We start from the raw sequence: 14,073 nt of genomic DNA, 5'->3' as shown, positions 1-14,073 counted from the left end.
TAAAGCACAGTCAGAAGCCCTATTTCAAATTACAATCTTCGCCCTACACCTTATTCCTTTCCATAAAATTTCATTTAGTATTTATAATAAATTTTGTCAAAAGATGATTTTTGAAGTAATACAAATAATTTCAGAACAAGTAAATAACTATCTCGAGGAAGTTGGGTTAGAAAAATCTGTTGTACCAGAAAATATCGCTTTTCTAGAGTCTCGCAATGAAGATTCAGATTCAACCTCTATAAAAGATTCTGTTGTACTTACACTAATCAATTTAGCCGAAGAAGCTACTTTAAAAAACTTCCCAAACCATACTATTGATAATGCAAAAACAATTTATAAAAACGGCATTATCAATTTAAATCTGTATATCCTTTTTAGTGCCAATAGAGATATATACGTAAACTCCCTTATGGACATTTCAAAAATTATTGAATTTTTTCAGGGAAAAAAACTTTTTACCCAAGCTAATACTATTTATAACCGAAACAGCAGTGCTATGAGCAATGTAGACAACTTTAGATTTACAGTTGAACTCTACACGCCCACTTTTGAAGAATTAAATTATATCTGGGGAACACTCGGCGGAAAACAGCTTCCATCGGCTTTATACAAATTAAGCATGATCCAAATTGAACGCAATATTACACAGGCAGAAGGACAGCTTATTGGCGAATTTACAGGAGTAACTAAACGAAAAGAACAGTCATGAGTTATTCTTCTACATACGGATTGTTGTTTCAAGTAACGCTTCTTCATAATTATTTTTTGAATAACGGAGAAGAAACTTTTGCAAGTATGCCAGATGATAAAAAAGAAAAAATGCTGCAACAATTCAGTACAGATGCATTTATAGCCGTAACACCAACTTTAGAAACCAACACTGTACTTAAAAACTACAAAATGGTATTCAAAAAGACCAAAACAGGTTTCGGCGTATATATTAAATTAAAAGATGAATCAGATCCTTTTATAAAAGTCCCTGCCGATTTAAACCTAACGTTTTTAATTAAAATTAATGATTATCAATTTGAAAATTATACTAATCTTGATTTTGCTCTTACTCGAGTATATCTTTTCAGTAATGTAAAACCATTAACTGAACCCGTTTCATTCAAATATCTTCCAAAAATAAACGACAACAAACTTATTTCAAACGCTTATTTAGTATCTGAAAAAACTACTGCCGATTTAATTTCAACGCTGCAGCCGTCGGAACAGCAAAATGTTTTTGGAGTTATTTCGCTTACCGTTAAAGGTGACAACAGCTCAGAAAATATTATAGACGATTCGGATAAAATGTTAAGTCCAAATTTTAAAATTCATTTTGATAATCGAAAAACACTTTGGAAATACATCAACCGTAAAGCAGGAACCGAAATTAAAACCAAAACCGCAAAACCATTAACCCGATCTGGTTTTATAGAGATTGACCCTGTTAACGATTTGGACCCTTCTCAACCTGCAGAAAGTCAATATCCAAATCCATCTGTAAAATCAATAACAAAAATCAATAGTGATTACTATTCAGAAATATTTATTTAATAATTAAAAAACAAATCAATTATGGCAACAACTTACAAAACGCCTGGAGTATATGTTGAGGAAATCGTAAAGTTCCCTCCTTCTGTTGCCCAGGTAGAAACAGCGATTCCAGCTTTTATTGGCTATACTGAAAAAGCCACGAATAAGATTAATGGTGATTTGAAATTGAAACCGACAAGAATAACATCTCTTTTGGAATATGAGCGTTTTTTTGGCTTTGCAAAACCAGAAACAACAATTAGTGTTACCATTAATGATGTAGTTGATAATGGTACGACAACAAGATCTCTTATTGTAAACCAACCGTCTAGCAGACAGCCTTTCTTGATGTATTATTCAATGCAATTGTTCTTTGCAAATGGTGGCGGACCCTGTTACATTATATCCGTAGGCCGTTATGGCGATGATTTAGATGATGCTGATACAAAAGTAACCTCTATAAATGATAGTGGCGAATTAAAAAAAGGTTTGCTAGAATTAGAGAAAGTAGATGAACCTACACTTATTCTTTTTCCAGATGCTACTCAAGTAACTGGCATTAATGCAACTGATTTTTATGGTTTGTATAATGATGCCTTGAACCAATGTAGAAAACTGCAAGATCGATTTACACTCATTGACACACTTAGCTACGATGCTTCTAGCCCAACAGATACAAACATTGATGATTTGAGAGGAGTTATTAGTTCAGAGAAAGATACTTTAAAGTATGGAGCTGCTTATTATCCACATTTAGAGACTATTCTAGATTACAGATACAATGCAAGTGAAATCATGATTAAGCATTTTACCTCACCTACGCCTAATGCAATGTCAACTGTATTGAGCGATTTAGCAGGTTCAAAAAATGCAATTGTGCCATTAATCAACAAATTAAAAACAGTTCCGGGAACAAATGATAATCTAACAGGAAGTATAGCTGAAGTTTTGAAATTTATTGAATCAGCAGCCGGCTTTAATAATGCCGCAGCAACTGCCGCAGCAGAAGCAGTCATTACTGGAGGAGGAACACAAGCAGATGCAGATGCCGCAGCTGCAGCTGCAGGAACTTTTACGGTGGCAAAAAACAATGAGTTTATACTCTTATTCGAAACTTTGAATAAAGATCTCGCCAATCTTATAGGAGAAAAAGAAAAAATTAAAAAAGCAGCATTAGCCGCAATAGCTTCTGATGAAGAAGACCAACCAACCAGAGACGCTATTACGGCAGCTTTAAAAACTCTCACTGATCCTTTTGAATTGGACGATAAAATTGAAAGCGTCAAAACCAATTTGGCTGATTTATTAGCGAAAGCAAAAACAGCAAATAACAAAGTAAAAATAACCGCAAATATTAAAGGAGCGCCAGGTGTTCCGACGGTACTATCTGAAATTTCAAAAATTTTGAATTTCACATCGCCAGCTTCTATTCTTGATTTGCCGGCAGCTATCACTTTTGATGTTGATCTTTTTGCATCTATTGTAGCTAATATTGATACAATTACTGCTGCTGTAACAACCGCAAAACCAAATGATACAAATAACGGTGCCATGAATGGTCGCTTTTTAGCAGATATTACAGAGCTTGATAATGTTACTTACAATAAAATACTTTCCGAAATCTCTAATCTATCCATAACGCTGCCACCAAGTTCTGCCATAGCAGGAATTTATGCAAGAGTTGATAGTGATCGCGGTGTATGGAAAGCACCAGCAAATGTTAGTTTAAACTATGTTATTGCTCCTACGGTAAAAATCACTAATAATATACAAGACGGATTGAATATTGATACAGTTGCAGGTAAATCTATCAACGCTATCAGAACATTTACCGGCAAAGGTACTTTGGTTTGGGGATCAAGAACCTTAGCCGGTAATGATAGCGAATGGCGTTATGTGCCGGTTCGCCGCTTCTTTAACATGGCCGAAGAATCTATCAAAAAAGCAACCGAGCAGTTTGTTTTTGAACCTAACGATGCCAATACTTGGATAAGAGTAAGAGCTATGATTGAGAATTTCTTAATTCTTCAATGGAGAGCTGGAGCTTTGGCAGGAGCCAAACCAGAACAAGCATTCTACGTAAGAATTGGATTGGGACAAACCATGTCTGCTATGGATATTTTAGACGGTAAAATGATAATCGAAATCGGTATGGCAGTAGTTCGTCCAGCTGAGTTTATCATCCTACGTTTCTCTCACAAAATGCAGGAATCTTAATTAAATCATCATTAAAAAATATAGATCATGAGTTATCCGTTACCAAAGTTTCATTTCTCAGTTGACTGGGGAGGAACAAAAATAGGTTTTACAGAAGTTTCCGGATTAGATGTAGAAACCGAAGTTATTGAGTACCGTCAGGGCGCAAGTCCGGAATACAGCAAAATCAAGATGCCGGGCATGCAGAAGTTCTCTAACATTACGATGAAAAGAGGCACTTTTAAAAGCGATAATGAATATTATGCATGGTGGAATACGGTAAAACTAAACACCATCGAAAGAAGGGATATTACCATCAAATTACTTAATGAGGAGCACGAACCCGTGATTACCTGGAAAGTAAAAAATGCATGGCCAACAAAAGTGCAGTCAACTGATTTAAAAGCCGATGGAAACGAAGTAGCTATCGAGTCAATAGAATTGGTTCATGAAGGTTTATCTATTCAAAATGATTAGTCATGTCTAACTATTATCCACCCGTAGGCTTTCATTTTCTGGTTGAATTTGATAAACTGGGCACAAAAGAAAAAGACCATCAATTTCAATCCGTATCAGGACTTTCAGTAGATCTTGAAACGGAAGAAATTGTTGAGGGTGGAGAAAACAGATTCAAACACAAACTTCCTGTAAAAACCAAATATCCCAATTTGGTTTTAAAAAGAGGGATATTGATTGATTCTGACGTAATTGAATGGTGCCGAAAAGCATTAGAAAATTTCGAGTTTAAGCCCGTTGATTTAACTGTAAAGCTCTTGAATCAAGATCGCCAGCCTTTAATGCACTGGAAAGTCATACATGCCTATCCTGTAAAATGGGCAGTGGAAGATTTTAGTGCTTTAGAAAGCAAAATTGTTGTTGAAAGCTTTGAGCTCGCTTATAATTATTTCACGCTTCATAAAAAATAATTTTATCATGCCAATTGAAATCAAAGAGCTTCACATTAAAATAAACGTGAACGAAAGCTCAAATTCGGGTGCGAAACCAGCTTCTTCATTATCTGCTACTGAAAAAGATACTGTGGCAGAATGTGTCGAGCAAGTAATGAAGATTATTGAACGAAAAAAAGAACGTTAATATGGCAGCAACTAAAGGTGAATTAAAAAAACTGAAGATCATTGCCTATAGCGATCCTCAATTCAACAATCCCATTTCGGGTATTGAAAAGTTTATTATTTTGATGAATCCTGAAAAATATACTTTTCATTACAAGATAGAGCAAGATACAACGCATGCCGCTGGAACAAGCAGTCCTGCACCAAGATTTTCAGCAATCGCTCCAGAAGAACTAGAACTGGATTTTGTTTTTGACCGAACTGGGGTTATTGCAGGCAAAGAAAGTACCGAAAATGGGGTTATTGACGACATTGAACATTTTAGAAAAGTAATTTTAGAATATAATGGTACACAGCATAAACCAAACTATTTAAAAATCGCTTGGGGAAGCCTTTTATTTAAAGGATCTCTCACCGAAATGACCATTGAGTATAAACTTTTCAGGCCAGATGGAACGCCCATTAGAGCCATTGCAAAAGGAAAGTTTAAAGGAGTTGTTGAAGATGAATTGAGAGCAAAACAGCAAAACAATCAATCTCCAGATTTAACGCATACCAGAATTGTAAAAGCTGGCGATACGCTTCCTTTAATGTCTTTTAACATCTATGGCGATTCAAAATATTATCTCGAAGTGGCAAAAGCCAACAAGCTTATCAATTTCAGAAAATTAAAAATTGGCCAGAAAATATTCTTCCCTCCTCTATAAAAACAACAATAGATGAACAATAGCGATGTCATACAAACCAGTAAAAGTGCCGATTTAGTAACGCACAAATTGCTTATTGAGGGAACTGAGCTTTCTGGTGTTTACCAAGTAATGAGCATTGTAGTTCATAACGAGGTGAACAGAATACCTATGGCACAGATTATTTTGACCGATGGAGATGCTGCCGCGCGAGATTTTAAATTAAGCAATGAAGATTTGCTTGTTCCAGGAAAAAAGATAGAAATCAAAGCTGGCTATCATAGTGACGAAGAAACTATTTACAAAGGAATAGTCGTAAAACATTCCATAAAAATAAAAGACAAATCGTCCCTTTTGATTGTAGAATGCAAGGACGAAGCAGTAAAACTGACTATTGGCAGAAAGAGCAAATATTTCTATGACGTAAAAGACAGTGATGCTTTTGAAGACATTATAGGCACTTACGGATTACAAAAAGATGTAGAAAGCACTAATTATAGCCACAAAGAGTTAGTGCAATACAATACTTCCGATTGGGATTTTATTGTCTCTCGTGCACAAGCCAACGGAAAATTATGTTTTGTTGAAAATGGAAAAGTCTCGGTTAAAAAGCCAGATCTAACTTCAGAATCAGTTGAAACGGTTGCTTTTGGCGCTACTATGCTAGATTTTGATGCCGAAATTGATGCTCGAAATCAGTTTGCAAAAGTTTCATCCTACAGCTGGAATGCATCCAATCAGGAATTATTAGAAATTGAAGCTAAAGATCCTAGTGTAAATCTGAACGGAAATTTATCTGCTTCTGACTTATCAGACATTGTAAAACTGGAAAATTTAGAATTGCGTCACGGCGGTAATGTAACCGACACCGAATTGCAAGATTGGGCCGATGCTAAATTATTATTTCAGCAGCTGTCAAAAGTTCGCGGAAGAGTAAAATTCCAAGGAATTCCCGCCGTAAAACCCAATACCATTATCACACTTGAAGGCGTTGGAGATCGTTTTAATGGCAAAGCTTACATTACTGGAGTTTTCCATGAGATTGCAAATGGTAACTGGACTGTAAATGTGCAGTTTGGATTAAATCCTGAATGGTTTTCTGAAACTTATGATGTCAATACACCGTCGGCTTCAGGAATAATTCCATCCATAAAAGGACTGCATATTGGTATTGTAACTCAGCTTCAGGACGATCCTGACGGTGAAGACAGAATTTTGGTAAAAATTCCAATTATCAATAACGAGGAACAGGGCATTTGGTGCAGAGTCGCAGCTTTAGACGCAGGTGACAACAGAGGCACGTTTTTTAGGCCAGAAATTGAAGACGAAGTAATTATTGGCTTCATCAACCAAGATCCAAATGATGCCATTGTTTTAGGAATGCTCCACAGCAGCGCAAAACCCGCTCCTTTAAAAGCATCTGACGATAACCATCAAAAAGGAATTTTTACAAGAAGCGAAATGAAAGTGCTCTTTGATGATGATAAAAAATCAATAGCCATCGAAACTCCCGCAGGAAAAAAAATAACACTGGACGAAGACAAAGGATCTATCGTTGTTGAAGATGAAAATTCGAATGTGATTACGATTGACAGCGCAGGAATAAAAATGGAAAGTGCAGGCGATATTTCAATAAAAGCAACAGGCGATGTAAAAATTGAAGGTACGAATGTAAACCTAAAAGCAACTGCTCAATTTAAAGCAGAAGGAAGTGCTGGAGCAGAAATGTCATCGGCCGCGGTGGCAATTGTAAAAGGTAGCATAGTACAGATTAACTAGCTTATTTTATGCATTTTACTATTCAATACTTAAATAAAAAAATTAAATATAAAATAAGTAATTATGGGAGCACCAGCCGCAAGAATTAACGATATGCATGTTTGCCCAATGGTAACAGGAACTGTCCCTCATGTTGGCGGACCAATATTACCGCCAGGTTCGCCTACAGTATTAATAGGTGGCCAGCCTGCTGCCTGTTTAGGAGATATGATTGTTTGTACAGGTCCTCCGGATAGCATTATTGCGGGATCAGCTACTGTGCTGATTGGAGGAAAACCAGCTGCAAGAATGGGAGATTCAACTGCACATGGCGGCACCATAATATTAGGATGCCCAACGGTTTTAATAGGTTAATTATGGAAAATAAAGAAGCTTTTTTAGGTACTGGATGGAGTTTTCCGCCAGAGTTCAAAAAGAACAGCAAAGCGGTCGTAATGACGTCTGATGAGGCAGACATTAAAAGCAGTCTGGAGATATTGCTTTCTACCAAAATCGGCGAACGCATTATGCTGCCAAAATATGGTTGTAATATAGACGAATTGCTTTTTGAATCATTAGACAGAACACTAAAAACGTATGTTACTGAACTCATAAAAACAGCGATTTTATATTATGAACCCCGAATTGATGTTGAAAAAATTGACATCACACAAGGCGATGATTTAGAAGGGGAATTATTGGTCATAATCGATTACAGAATAAGAAGTACAAACTCAAGAAGCAATCTTGTTTATCCTTTTTACAAAGAAGAAGGCACTAATGTTTAAAAGTTTATAAGCTATGAGCACCAACGGCAGCCAAATAGACAATGTTATTTTTAAAAGAAATGGAGTTAATCAGGAAGAACGCTTTAGTGACGCATTAGAGCCTAGCAACCTGAAACTTCATGATTTTACTATTGAAGACTGGCTGTTATTTGCTTATAATTTTGCCAAAGAAGTCAACTTTTTCGACACAAATAACGATAAAAAAACAGAAGGCAACTGGCAGGAGTTTTTCAACTATTTCGGCTTTACAAAAGACACTCTTCCAAAAAGAACAGAGAAAGAATATGCCACTTTAAAAGAAGACATCGCCAGAACATTATCGGTTGCCAATATAAATCAAGACCTTACTCCTCACCTGACCTTGTTTGTGTGTTTCTTGAAATTATTAGAATTATCTCAAAACAAACTTAATCTTATTACCAAAAAACATTTAGATTTTTTCTATAAAGACATACTTCAAATTGAAAAATTGCCTGCAAAAGCAGATAAAGTCAATATCATTTTTGAATTGGCAAAAAAAATAGCCGAGGAAAAAATCGATGCCAATACAGAACTTGATGCAGGAAAAGATCCTGATGGCAAAAAGTTAATTTACAAAACCACAGAAGAGTTTATTGCCAATAAAGCCAATATAGCGTATTTAAAAAGTGTGTATAATGACGTTGATTTGGGTGAAATTAAATGCAGCGAAATCGCCAATTCTCTAGATGGAAAAGGCGAACCTCTAAAAGAAGACGCTCCCTATTGGTTTCCTTTTGGATATAATTCAGATGAAAAAAAGTATCCAAAATTAAGCGATGCCAAATTAGGTTTTGCAATAGCTTCAGAATTATTTAATCTTAAAGAAGGTGACAGAAGTATTGACATCACAATAACTTTTAATGAGCCTTTAGCTTTTCTTCATCTAATCAATACAGATGATCTTTTGGAAAATATCAGCATCCTTTATAGTGGAAAAAAAGGATGGATTGGAAATTTTAAACTGGACACAGCCATTGCTTTTAAAAATGTAAATCAATCTTCAAACATTGACAGCAATCAATTAAGATTGGTTTTTCAGATACCAAAAGATAATCCGGCAATTGTTAACTACGATCAGACAGTTTTAGGCGAATTTTTCTCGACAGAACTTCCTGTAATTCGATTCTTAATTAATACGCAAGATAAAAAAGGACATACTCTTTTTAGAAGTCTAGTTACAAAACCAATAAAAAGCATTAAAGCAAAAGTTGAGGTTAAGGACGTAAAATCTTTAATATTAGAAAGTGACACTGGCTTGCTCAATGCTACGAAACCCTTTTATCCTTTTACAACTCAACCCGAAAAAAACAGCGCATTTATAATAAATTATCCTGAAATTTTTTCTAAAAATTGGACAGATGCAGCTATTAACATAAAATGGAAAAATACTCCCTCATCATTTGTAACTCATTATGCAGCTTATAAAAAAAGTTTTCTTGAGACCATAAGCATAGATATTTTTGACAGCGCAATATTCCACGATATTAGCCGTGAAGCCAAAATGAAGGCCAATCAGCCTGAAGATGAAAAAGTCGTTCCAGAAATAAAGGCTGTTTCAGAAACTAAAAATTTAAGAGTTTTAAATAAAAAAAATGCCATTGTTACAAAGGACTATTTTAAAGCAACATTATCTGTTTTAAACAAAGAAGTTTGGGATGAACAAAATAACGCTGTCAATTTATTTGATGATCCGGATAATGATAAAGTATTTGAAACTAATGTCAATGTAAAAGGCACTTATGAGCTTGGCAAAAGCGGCCCAATTCGATTGACTTTAAATCAATCCTTTTTGCATTCGTTATTTCCAAAAATATATACTTTGGCTATAATGAATGTGGCGAAAGATGTATTAACACCCATTCCAAATGAGCCTTACACTCCAATTGTAGAAAGCATAAGCTTGAATTATTCTGCTGAAGAAACTACTGAGTTTAATGCTTCAACCTACGAATCTAACCGAATAAAATTGTTTCATGAAGCTCCTTTTGGCCAGCAGGAAGAGCATTCTTATTTGAAACAGCAAGCTATTGATAAAGAAATTTTAGACCCTTCCACTTCAATTGCTAATTGTTTGGTTCCAGATTATTGTAATGGAGGCGAATTTTATGTTGGTCTTCAAGATGCCGAAATATCTCAGCAAATTTCATTATTATTTCAAATATTGGAAGGGAGCGAAAATATTAACGTTCCCACTTTTACAGCAAAGCAAAAAGTAGAATGGTATATACTGTGTGATAATTACTGGAAAAATCTTGATAAGGATATTTTCGCAAATGGCATCGATAACTTTTTAAAATCGGGTATTGTAAAATTTAGCATTCCAAAACAGGCAACTAATGACAATACGCTGTTTCCAGCCAATACCATTTGGATAAAAGCAAAAATGCACAAAAAATATGATGCCGTTTGCAAAGTGATCGATGTAAAAACTCAGGTTGTTACAGCCCAGTTTTTTGACAACAACAATAATTTAGTGCATTTAGACGGCACATTACCTGCAAAAACAATATCTAAATTAATTACTAGAGTTCCGCAGATTAAAAGCATTGAACAGCCATTTAATTCGTTTGATGGAAAACCATTAGAATCTGACCCCTCCTATTATCTGCGTGTAAGCGAACGCTTGCGCCACAAAAACAGAGCTATAACGCTATGGGATTATGAGCATCTTATTTTACAGGAATTTCCATCTGTTTTTAGAGTAAAATGCCTTAACCATACATTTATTTCGGGTACAGAAACCTCGTTTTTATCTCCGGGAAAAGTAACATTGGTCGTAATTCCAGATATCGTTGACAAAAATGTATTTGATATTTATGAGCCGAGAGTAAGCACAGCCACTTTAAACAGTATTGAGAGTTTTATTAATTCTAAAAATTCAATGCTAGTGTCTGCAAAAGTGATTAATCCTGATTATGAAAAAGTTATAATAAAACTAAATGTAAAGTTTTATGCAGAATACGATGAGATTTTTTATAAAAAACAGCTTAACGAAGATCTTATAAAATTTTTATCTCCTTGGGCGTTTGACACCTCAAAGCAAATCATATTCGGAGTGGAACTGCAGCGCAGTATTGTTATCGAATATATCGAGAATTTATATTATGTAGATTTTTTATCTACACTGGAAATGGCCATCTATATCGACAAGCAACATCCTGAAACATTAAAAGATACAGAAAGTAATGATGCTAATGTACATCTTTTAGATTTTCAAAACACGTTGTCACCATCTAGTCCAAAAAACATTTTAGTCTCTGTTAAAAACCATATTATCAGTACCAAAATAGACACTTGCAAAGAAATAACCCCACAAGAAACTGAAAAATGTCGCTACTAAACCCACATATCACCATTCCTAAAAAATCAGCATCAGAAGACGATTTAGATTTCTTTTATTTAAGAAAAAAAGGAATCGAGTATATCGAGTCTTTTGGCAGTAAATTTTGGACAGATTTTAACGAGCATGATCCAGGTATAACCATGCTAGAAATGATTTCCTATGCCATTTCAGATCTTGGTATGAGACTCAATCTTCCAATAGAAAATATATTAGCGTCTGATGACATTAATAAAGACATTCCAAAACAGTTTTTTAAAGCTTCAGAAGTATTGTCTTCTAGTCCTGTCACACAAAATGATTACCGAAAACTTTTTATAGACATAGAAGGAGTTCGAAACTGCTGGCTCGCCAAACACGAGAAAAAAGCGTATGTGGACTGCAAGAAAAATCAGCTTTCTTATGATTTTAAGGATTATAAAGATCTACCAGAAAACTTAAGAAAATCGTTTGATCTCAACGGTTTATATGATCTTTATGTAGATTTTGATAGCTCAAAACCTTCAGATATAGAGATGGTTAAAGAAAAGATAAGAAAGCAGTATCATGCAAACAGAAATCTTTGCGAAGATCTTGTCGATATCAAAAAAGTGGTAGACTATCCTATCAAAATATGCGCAGATATTGAAGTAAATACGGAAGCCGATGAAGAACTGGTTCATGCCAATGTCATGGATGCTCTAGAAAGTTACTTATCTACAACAGTCAATTTTTATTCGCTAAAACAAATGATTGGCAAAGGATATTCAACTCTTGAAATTTTTGATGGCCCTTCTTTAAAGAGAGGTTTTATTGATACAAAAGAATTGCTTAAAGCCGATTTGAGAAATGAAGTCCGTCTTTCAGACATTATGAGAATAATCATGTCGGTGCCAGATGTTGTGCTAATTAAAGATATTTCTTTAGGAAATTGTGGTGGTGATGATCTGGAAAACAAATGGCTTATCTGTCTTAAACCTTACCAAAAACCAGTTATTTGTGCCAAAAGTGTTTTCAATTACAACAAAGGATTACTGCCTCTGAATATCAATCAGGCTCGAGTAAAATTTTATTCAGATGCTATAAAACTTGAAAAAGATAAAGCTACAACCAACGCCAGTCAGGATAAAGAATTAGAAATACCAAATGGCGAATATCTTAACACTGATTTTTATACCACCATACAAAATGATTTTCCTGAAACCTATGGTATTGGTGAAGTTGGGCTTCCTACCCTAGCGTCTGTTGAACGTAAATCTAAAGCAAAACAATTAAAAGGATATCTTTTGTTTTTTGATCAGATATTAGGAAGTTATTTTAAGCAATTAGGTCAGGTAAGCGAATTGCTATCCGTAAGCGGTAATTTAACCAGAACCCTTTTTACTCAAGTCGTTAAAGACATTGAGGGCGCTAATGACATTGTAGACGGATATGAAAATTACACTGATGATAGCATTACAGAACTTCTTTTTGATCAGCAGGACAATAATATTGAACGCAGAAACAAAATTTTAGACCACCTCTTGTCTCGTTTTGCTGAGAATTTCTCCGAATATGTTTTTGTCAATAAAACCATTTACGGCAATACTACTGATCAAGTCGTATTGCGAGACAAAGAAAACTTTCTGAAAGATTATAAAGTCGTAAGTAAAGAACGTGGCAATGCTTTTGATTACTACAAACAGCCTATTACCAATTTATGGAATACGAATAATGTTTCGGGAGCCGAAAAGAGGATTTCGAGACTTATTGGTATTAAAGATTATAGCCGCAGAAACCTTTCTAATTCGTTTGTCCAGATGTACAATTTTATTGATACAGACAATCAATCCGTGTATAGATGGCGTATTGTCGACACGAATAATGAGATTGTGCTTTCTTCAACAGCAGAATACTTTGACACTTCTGCAGCAAATAAAGAGCTTTATTTTGCTGTATTACAGATTATTCAGACTCGAGAATATAAAATAAAAGAGGCTTTTAAAAACGGTACAGTAAAAGACTTAGCTATTATCGACAATATTCTGATTCAGCAGTCAGATGCTGGAAAATATTCTTATGATATTATCAATCCAGCCATCCCAGACAAGAAAAATTCAGACCGCATTATTGCCCGAAGATTTGAATATTATACTAATCTGCAAGATTTAGAAAAATCGATTCTGGATTTAATTCAATTCATGAAAGAAGATTTTACCGAAGAAGGAATGTTTTTGGTAGAACACATGATGTTGCGCCCAGATGTAAACCAGACAACAGTAAATCCAGATACTTTCATGCCAATCTGCGCCGAAGAGTGCGGTGATTGCGAACCAATAGATCCTTACTCCTATCGCGTGAGCGTAGTGTTGCCAGGATATACATTGCGATTTGCCAATACCGATTTTAGAAATTATATAGAAAAAATAATCAAAGAAGAATTGCCTGCTCACGTTCTAGCAAAAGTATGTTGGATTGGATATCGAGAAAAAGATGTAAAAGACCCCGCAGAAAACCAGCTTGTTCAATTTGAAAAAACATACAAAGAATACTTAATCGCCAAAACCGATTTAAATCAAGAACAGCTAGAACCACAATTAATCAGCTTTATTAAGGCTTTAACCACTCTAGACAATGTTTACCCAACAGGACGACTATTTGACTGCAGTGATGAAAACGAGCGATTGTCAGATAAAATTATACTAGGAAAAACGAATTTAGGATCACTATAA

12 protein-coding genes are annotated in these 14,073 nt (G+C 35.0%); all 12 read left to right on the top strand.

Translation table 11 applies throughout. The features are described 5' to 3' along the window. Nucleotides 1–103: 103 nt before the first annotated feature. Nucleotides 104–709, top strand: a complete 606-nt coding sequence (locus V6624_RS15165) for a DUF4255 domain-containing protein (protein ID WP_111290795.1) — start codon at nucleotides 104–106, stop codon at nucleotides 707–709. After that, nucleotides 706–1,542 carry a hypothetical protein gene (locus tag V6624_RS15160; protein ID WP_111290793.1) on the top strand — a complete coding sequence of 279 codons (837 nt, stop codon included), beginning with the start codon at nucleotides 706–708 and terminating at the stop codon, nucleotides 1,540–1,542. Before V6624_RS15165 ends, V6624_RS15160 begins: the two co-directional genes overlap by 4 nt. Nucleotides 1,543–1,563: 21 nt before the next feature. Next, nucleotides 1,564–3,738, top strand: coding sequence for a phage tail sheath C-terminal domain-containing protein (locus V6624_RS15155; RefSeq protein WP_111290791.1), 2,175 nt, complete (start codon nucleotides 1,564–1,566; stop codon nucleotides 3,736–3,738). A 27-nt stretch (nucleotides 3,739–3,765) separates the two neighbouring features. Next, nucleotides 3,766–4,194, top strand: a complete 429-nt coding sequence (locus V6624_RS15150) for a phage tail protein (RefSeq protein ID WP_111290789.1) — start codon at nucleotides 3,766–3,768, stop codon at nucleotides 4,192–4,194. Between the two features lie 2 nt (nucleotides 4,195–4,196). Continuing rightward, entirely contained in the window at nucleotides 4,197–4,643 is a 447-nt protein-coding gene (locus V6624_RS15145) for a phage tail protein (RefSeq protein ID WP_338839154.1), read from the top strand. A gap of 7 nt (nucleotides 4,644–4,650) precedes the next feature. Continuing rightward, nucleotides 4,651–4,812: a DUF5908 family protein gene (locus tag V6624_RS15140; protein ID WP_338839153.1), complete on the top strand. Its 162-nt coding sequence runs from the start codon at nucleotides 4,651–4,653 to the stop codon at nucleotides 4,810–4,812. A 1-nt stretch (nucleotide 4,813) separates the two neighbouring features. Beyond that, nucleotides 4,814–5,497, top strand: a complete 684-nt coding sequence (locus V6624_RS15135; RefSeq protein ID WP_338839152.1) for a LysM peptidoglycan-binding domain-containing protein — start codon at nucleotides 4,814–4,816, stop codon at nucleotides 5,495–5,497. 12 nt (nucleotides 5,498–5,509) lie between these two features. After that, nucleotides 5,510–7,255 carry a type VI secretion system tip protein VgrG gene (vgrG, locus tag V6624_RS15130; protein ID WP_338839151.1) on the top strand — a complete coding sequence of 582 codons (1,746 nt, stop codon included), beginning with the start codon at nucleotides 5,510–5,512 and terminating at the stop codon, nucleotides 7,253–7,255. Between the two features lie 63 nt (nucleotides 7,256–7,318). After that, a complete protein-coding gene (locus tag V6624_RS15125) occupies nucleotides 7,319–7,609 on the top strand; it encodes a PAAR domain-containing protein (protein WP_111290781.1) in 291 nt (96 codons plus the stop codon). A gap of 2 nt (nucleotides 7,610–7,611) precedes the next feature. Beyond that, nucleotides 7,612–8,022 carry a GPW/gp25 family protein gene (locus tag V6624_RS15120; RefSeq protein ID WP_338839150.1) on the top strand — a complete coding sequence of 137 codons (411 nt, stop codon included), beginning with the start codon at nucleotides 7,612–7,614 and terminating at the stop codon, nucleotides 8,020–8,022. 13 nt (nucleotides 8,023–8,035) lie between these two features. Next, nucleotides 8,036–11,383, top strand: coding sequence for a baseplate J/gp47 family protein (locus V6624_RS15115; RefSeq protein ID WP_338839149.1), 3,348 nt, complete (start codon nucleotides 8,036–8,038; stop codon nucleotides 11,381–11,383). After that, on the top strand, nucleotides 11,371–14,073 hold the full coding sequence (locus V6624_RS15110) for a hypothetical protein (RefSeq protein WP_338839148.1): 2,703 nt from the start codon (nucleotides 11,371–11,373) through the stop codon (nucleotides 14,071–14,073). The genes V6624_RS15115 and V6624_RS15110 overlap by 13 nt, the downstream gene beginning before the upstream one ends.

Origin of the sequence: Flavobacterium ginsenosidimutans (genome assembly GCF_037478105.1) — a bacterium.
GTDB lineage: Bacteria > Bacteroidota > Bacteroidia > Flavobacteriales > Flavobacteriaceae > Flavobacterium > Flavobacterium ginsenosidimutans.
The sequence above is the reverse complement of the archived record's forward strand: the minus strand, read 5'-3'. Positions and strand labels throughout refer to the sequence as shown.

Bases quoted from the DNA above. Each gene is read 5' to 3' on its own strand.
- V6624_RS15165 (WP_111290795.1), top strand. From the start codon at position 104: ATGATTTTTGAAGTAATACAAATAATTTCAGAACAAGTAAATAACTAT.
- V6624_RS15160 (WP_111290793.1), top strand. From the start codon at position 706: ATGAGTTATTCTTCTACATACGGATTGTTGTTTCAAGTAACGCTTCTT.
- V6624_RS15155 (WP_111290791.1), top strand. From the start codon at position 1,564: ATGGCAACAACTTACAAAACGCCTGGAGTATATGTTGAGGAAATCGTA.
- V6624_RS15150 (WP_111290789.1), top strand. From the start codon at position 3,766: ATGAGTTATCCGTTACCAAAGTTTCATTTCTCAGTTGACTGGGGAGGA.
- V6624_RS15145 (WP_338839154.1), top strand. From the start codon at position 4,197: ATGTCTAACTATTATCCACCCGTAGGCTTTCATTTTCTGGTTGAATTT.
- V6624_RS15140 (WP_338839153.1), top strand. From the start codon at position 4,651: ATGCCAATTGAAATCAAAGAGCTTCACATTAAAATAAACGTGAACGAA.
- V6624_RS15135 (WP_338839152.1), top strand. From the start codon at position 4,814: ATGGCAGCAACTAAAGGTGAATTAAAAAAACTGAAGATCATTGCCTAT.
- vgrG (WP_338839151.1), top strand. From the start codon at position 5,510: ATGAACAATAGCGATGTCATACAAACCAGTAAAAGTGCCGATTTAGTA.
- V6624_RS15125 (WP_111290781.1), top strand. From the start codon at position 7,319: ATGGGAGCACCAGCCGCAAGAATTAACGATATGCATGTTTGCCCAATG.
- V6624_RS15120 (WP_338839150.1), top strand. From the start codon at position 7,612: ATGGAAAATAAAGAAGCTTTTTTAGGTACTGGATGGAGTTTTCCGCCA.
- V6624_RS15115 (WP_338839149.1), top strand. From the start codon at position 8,036: ATGAGCACCAACGGCAGCCAAATAGACAATGTTATTTTTAAAAGAAAT.
- V6624_RS15110 (WP_338839148.1), top strand. From the start codon at position 11,371: ATGTCGCTACTAAACCCACATATCACCATTCCTAAAAAATCAGCATCA.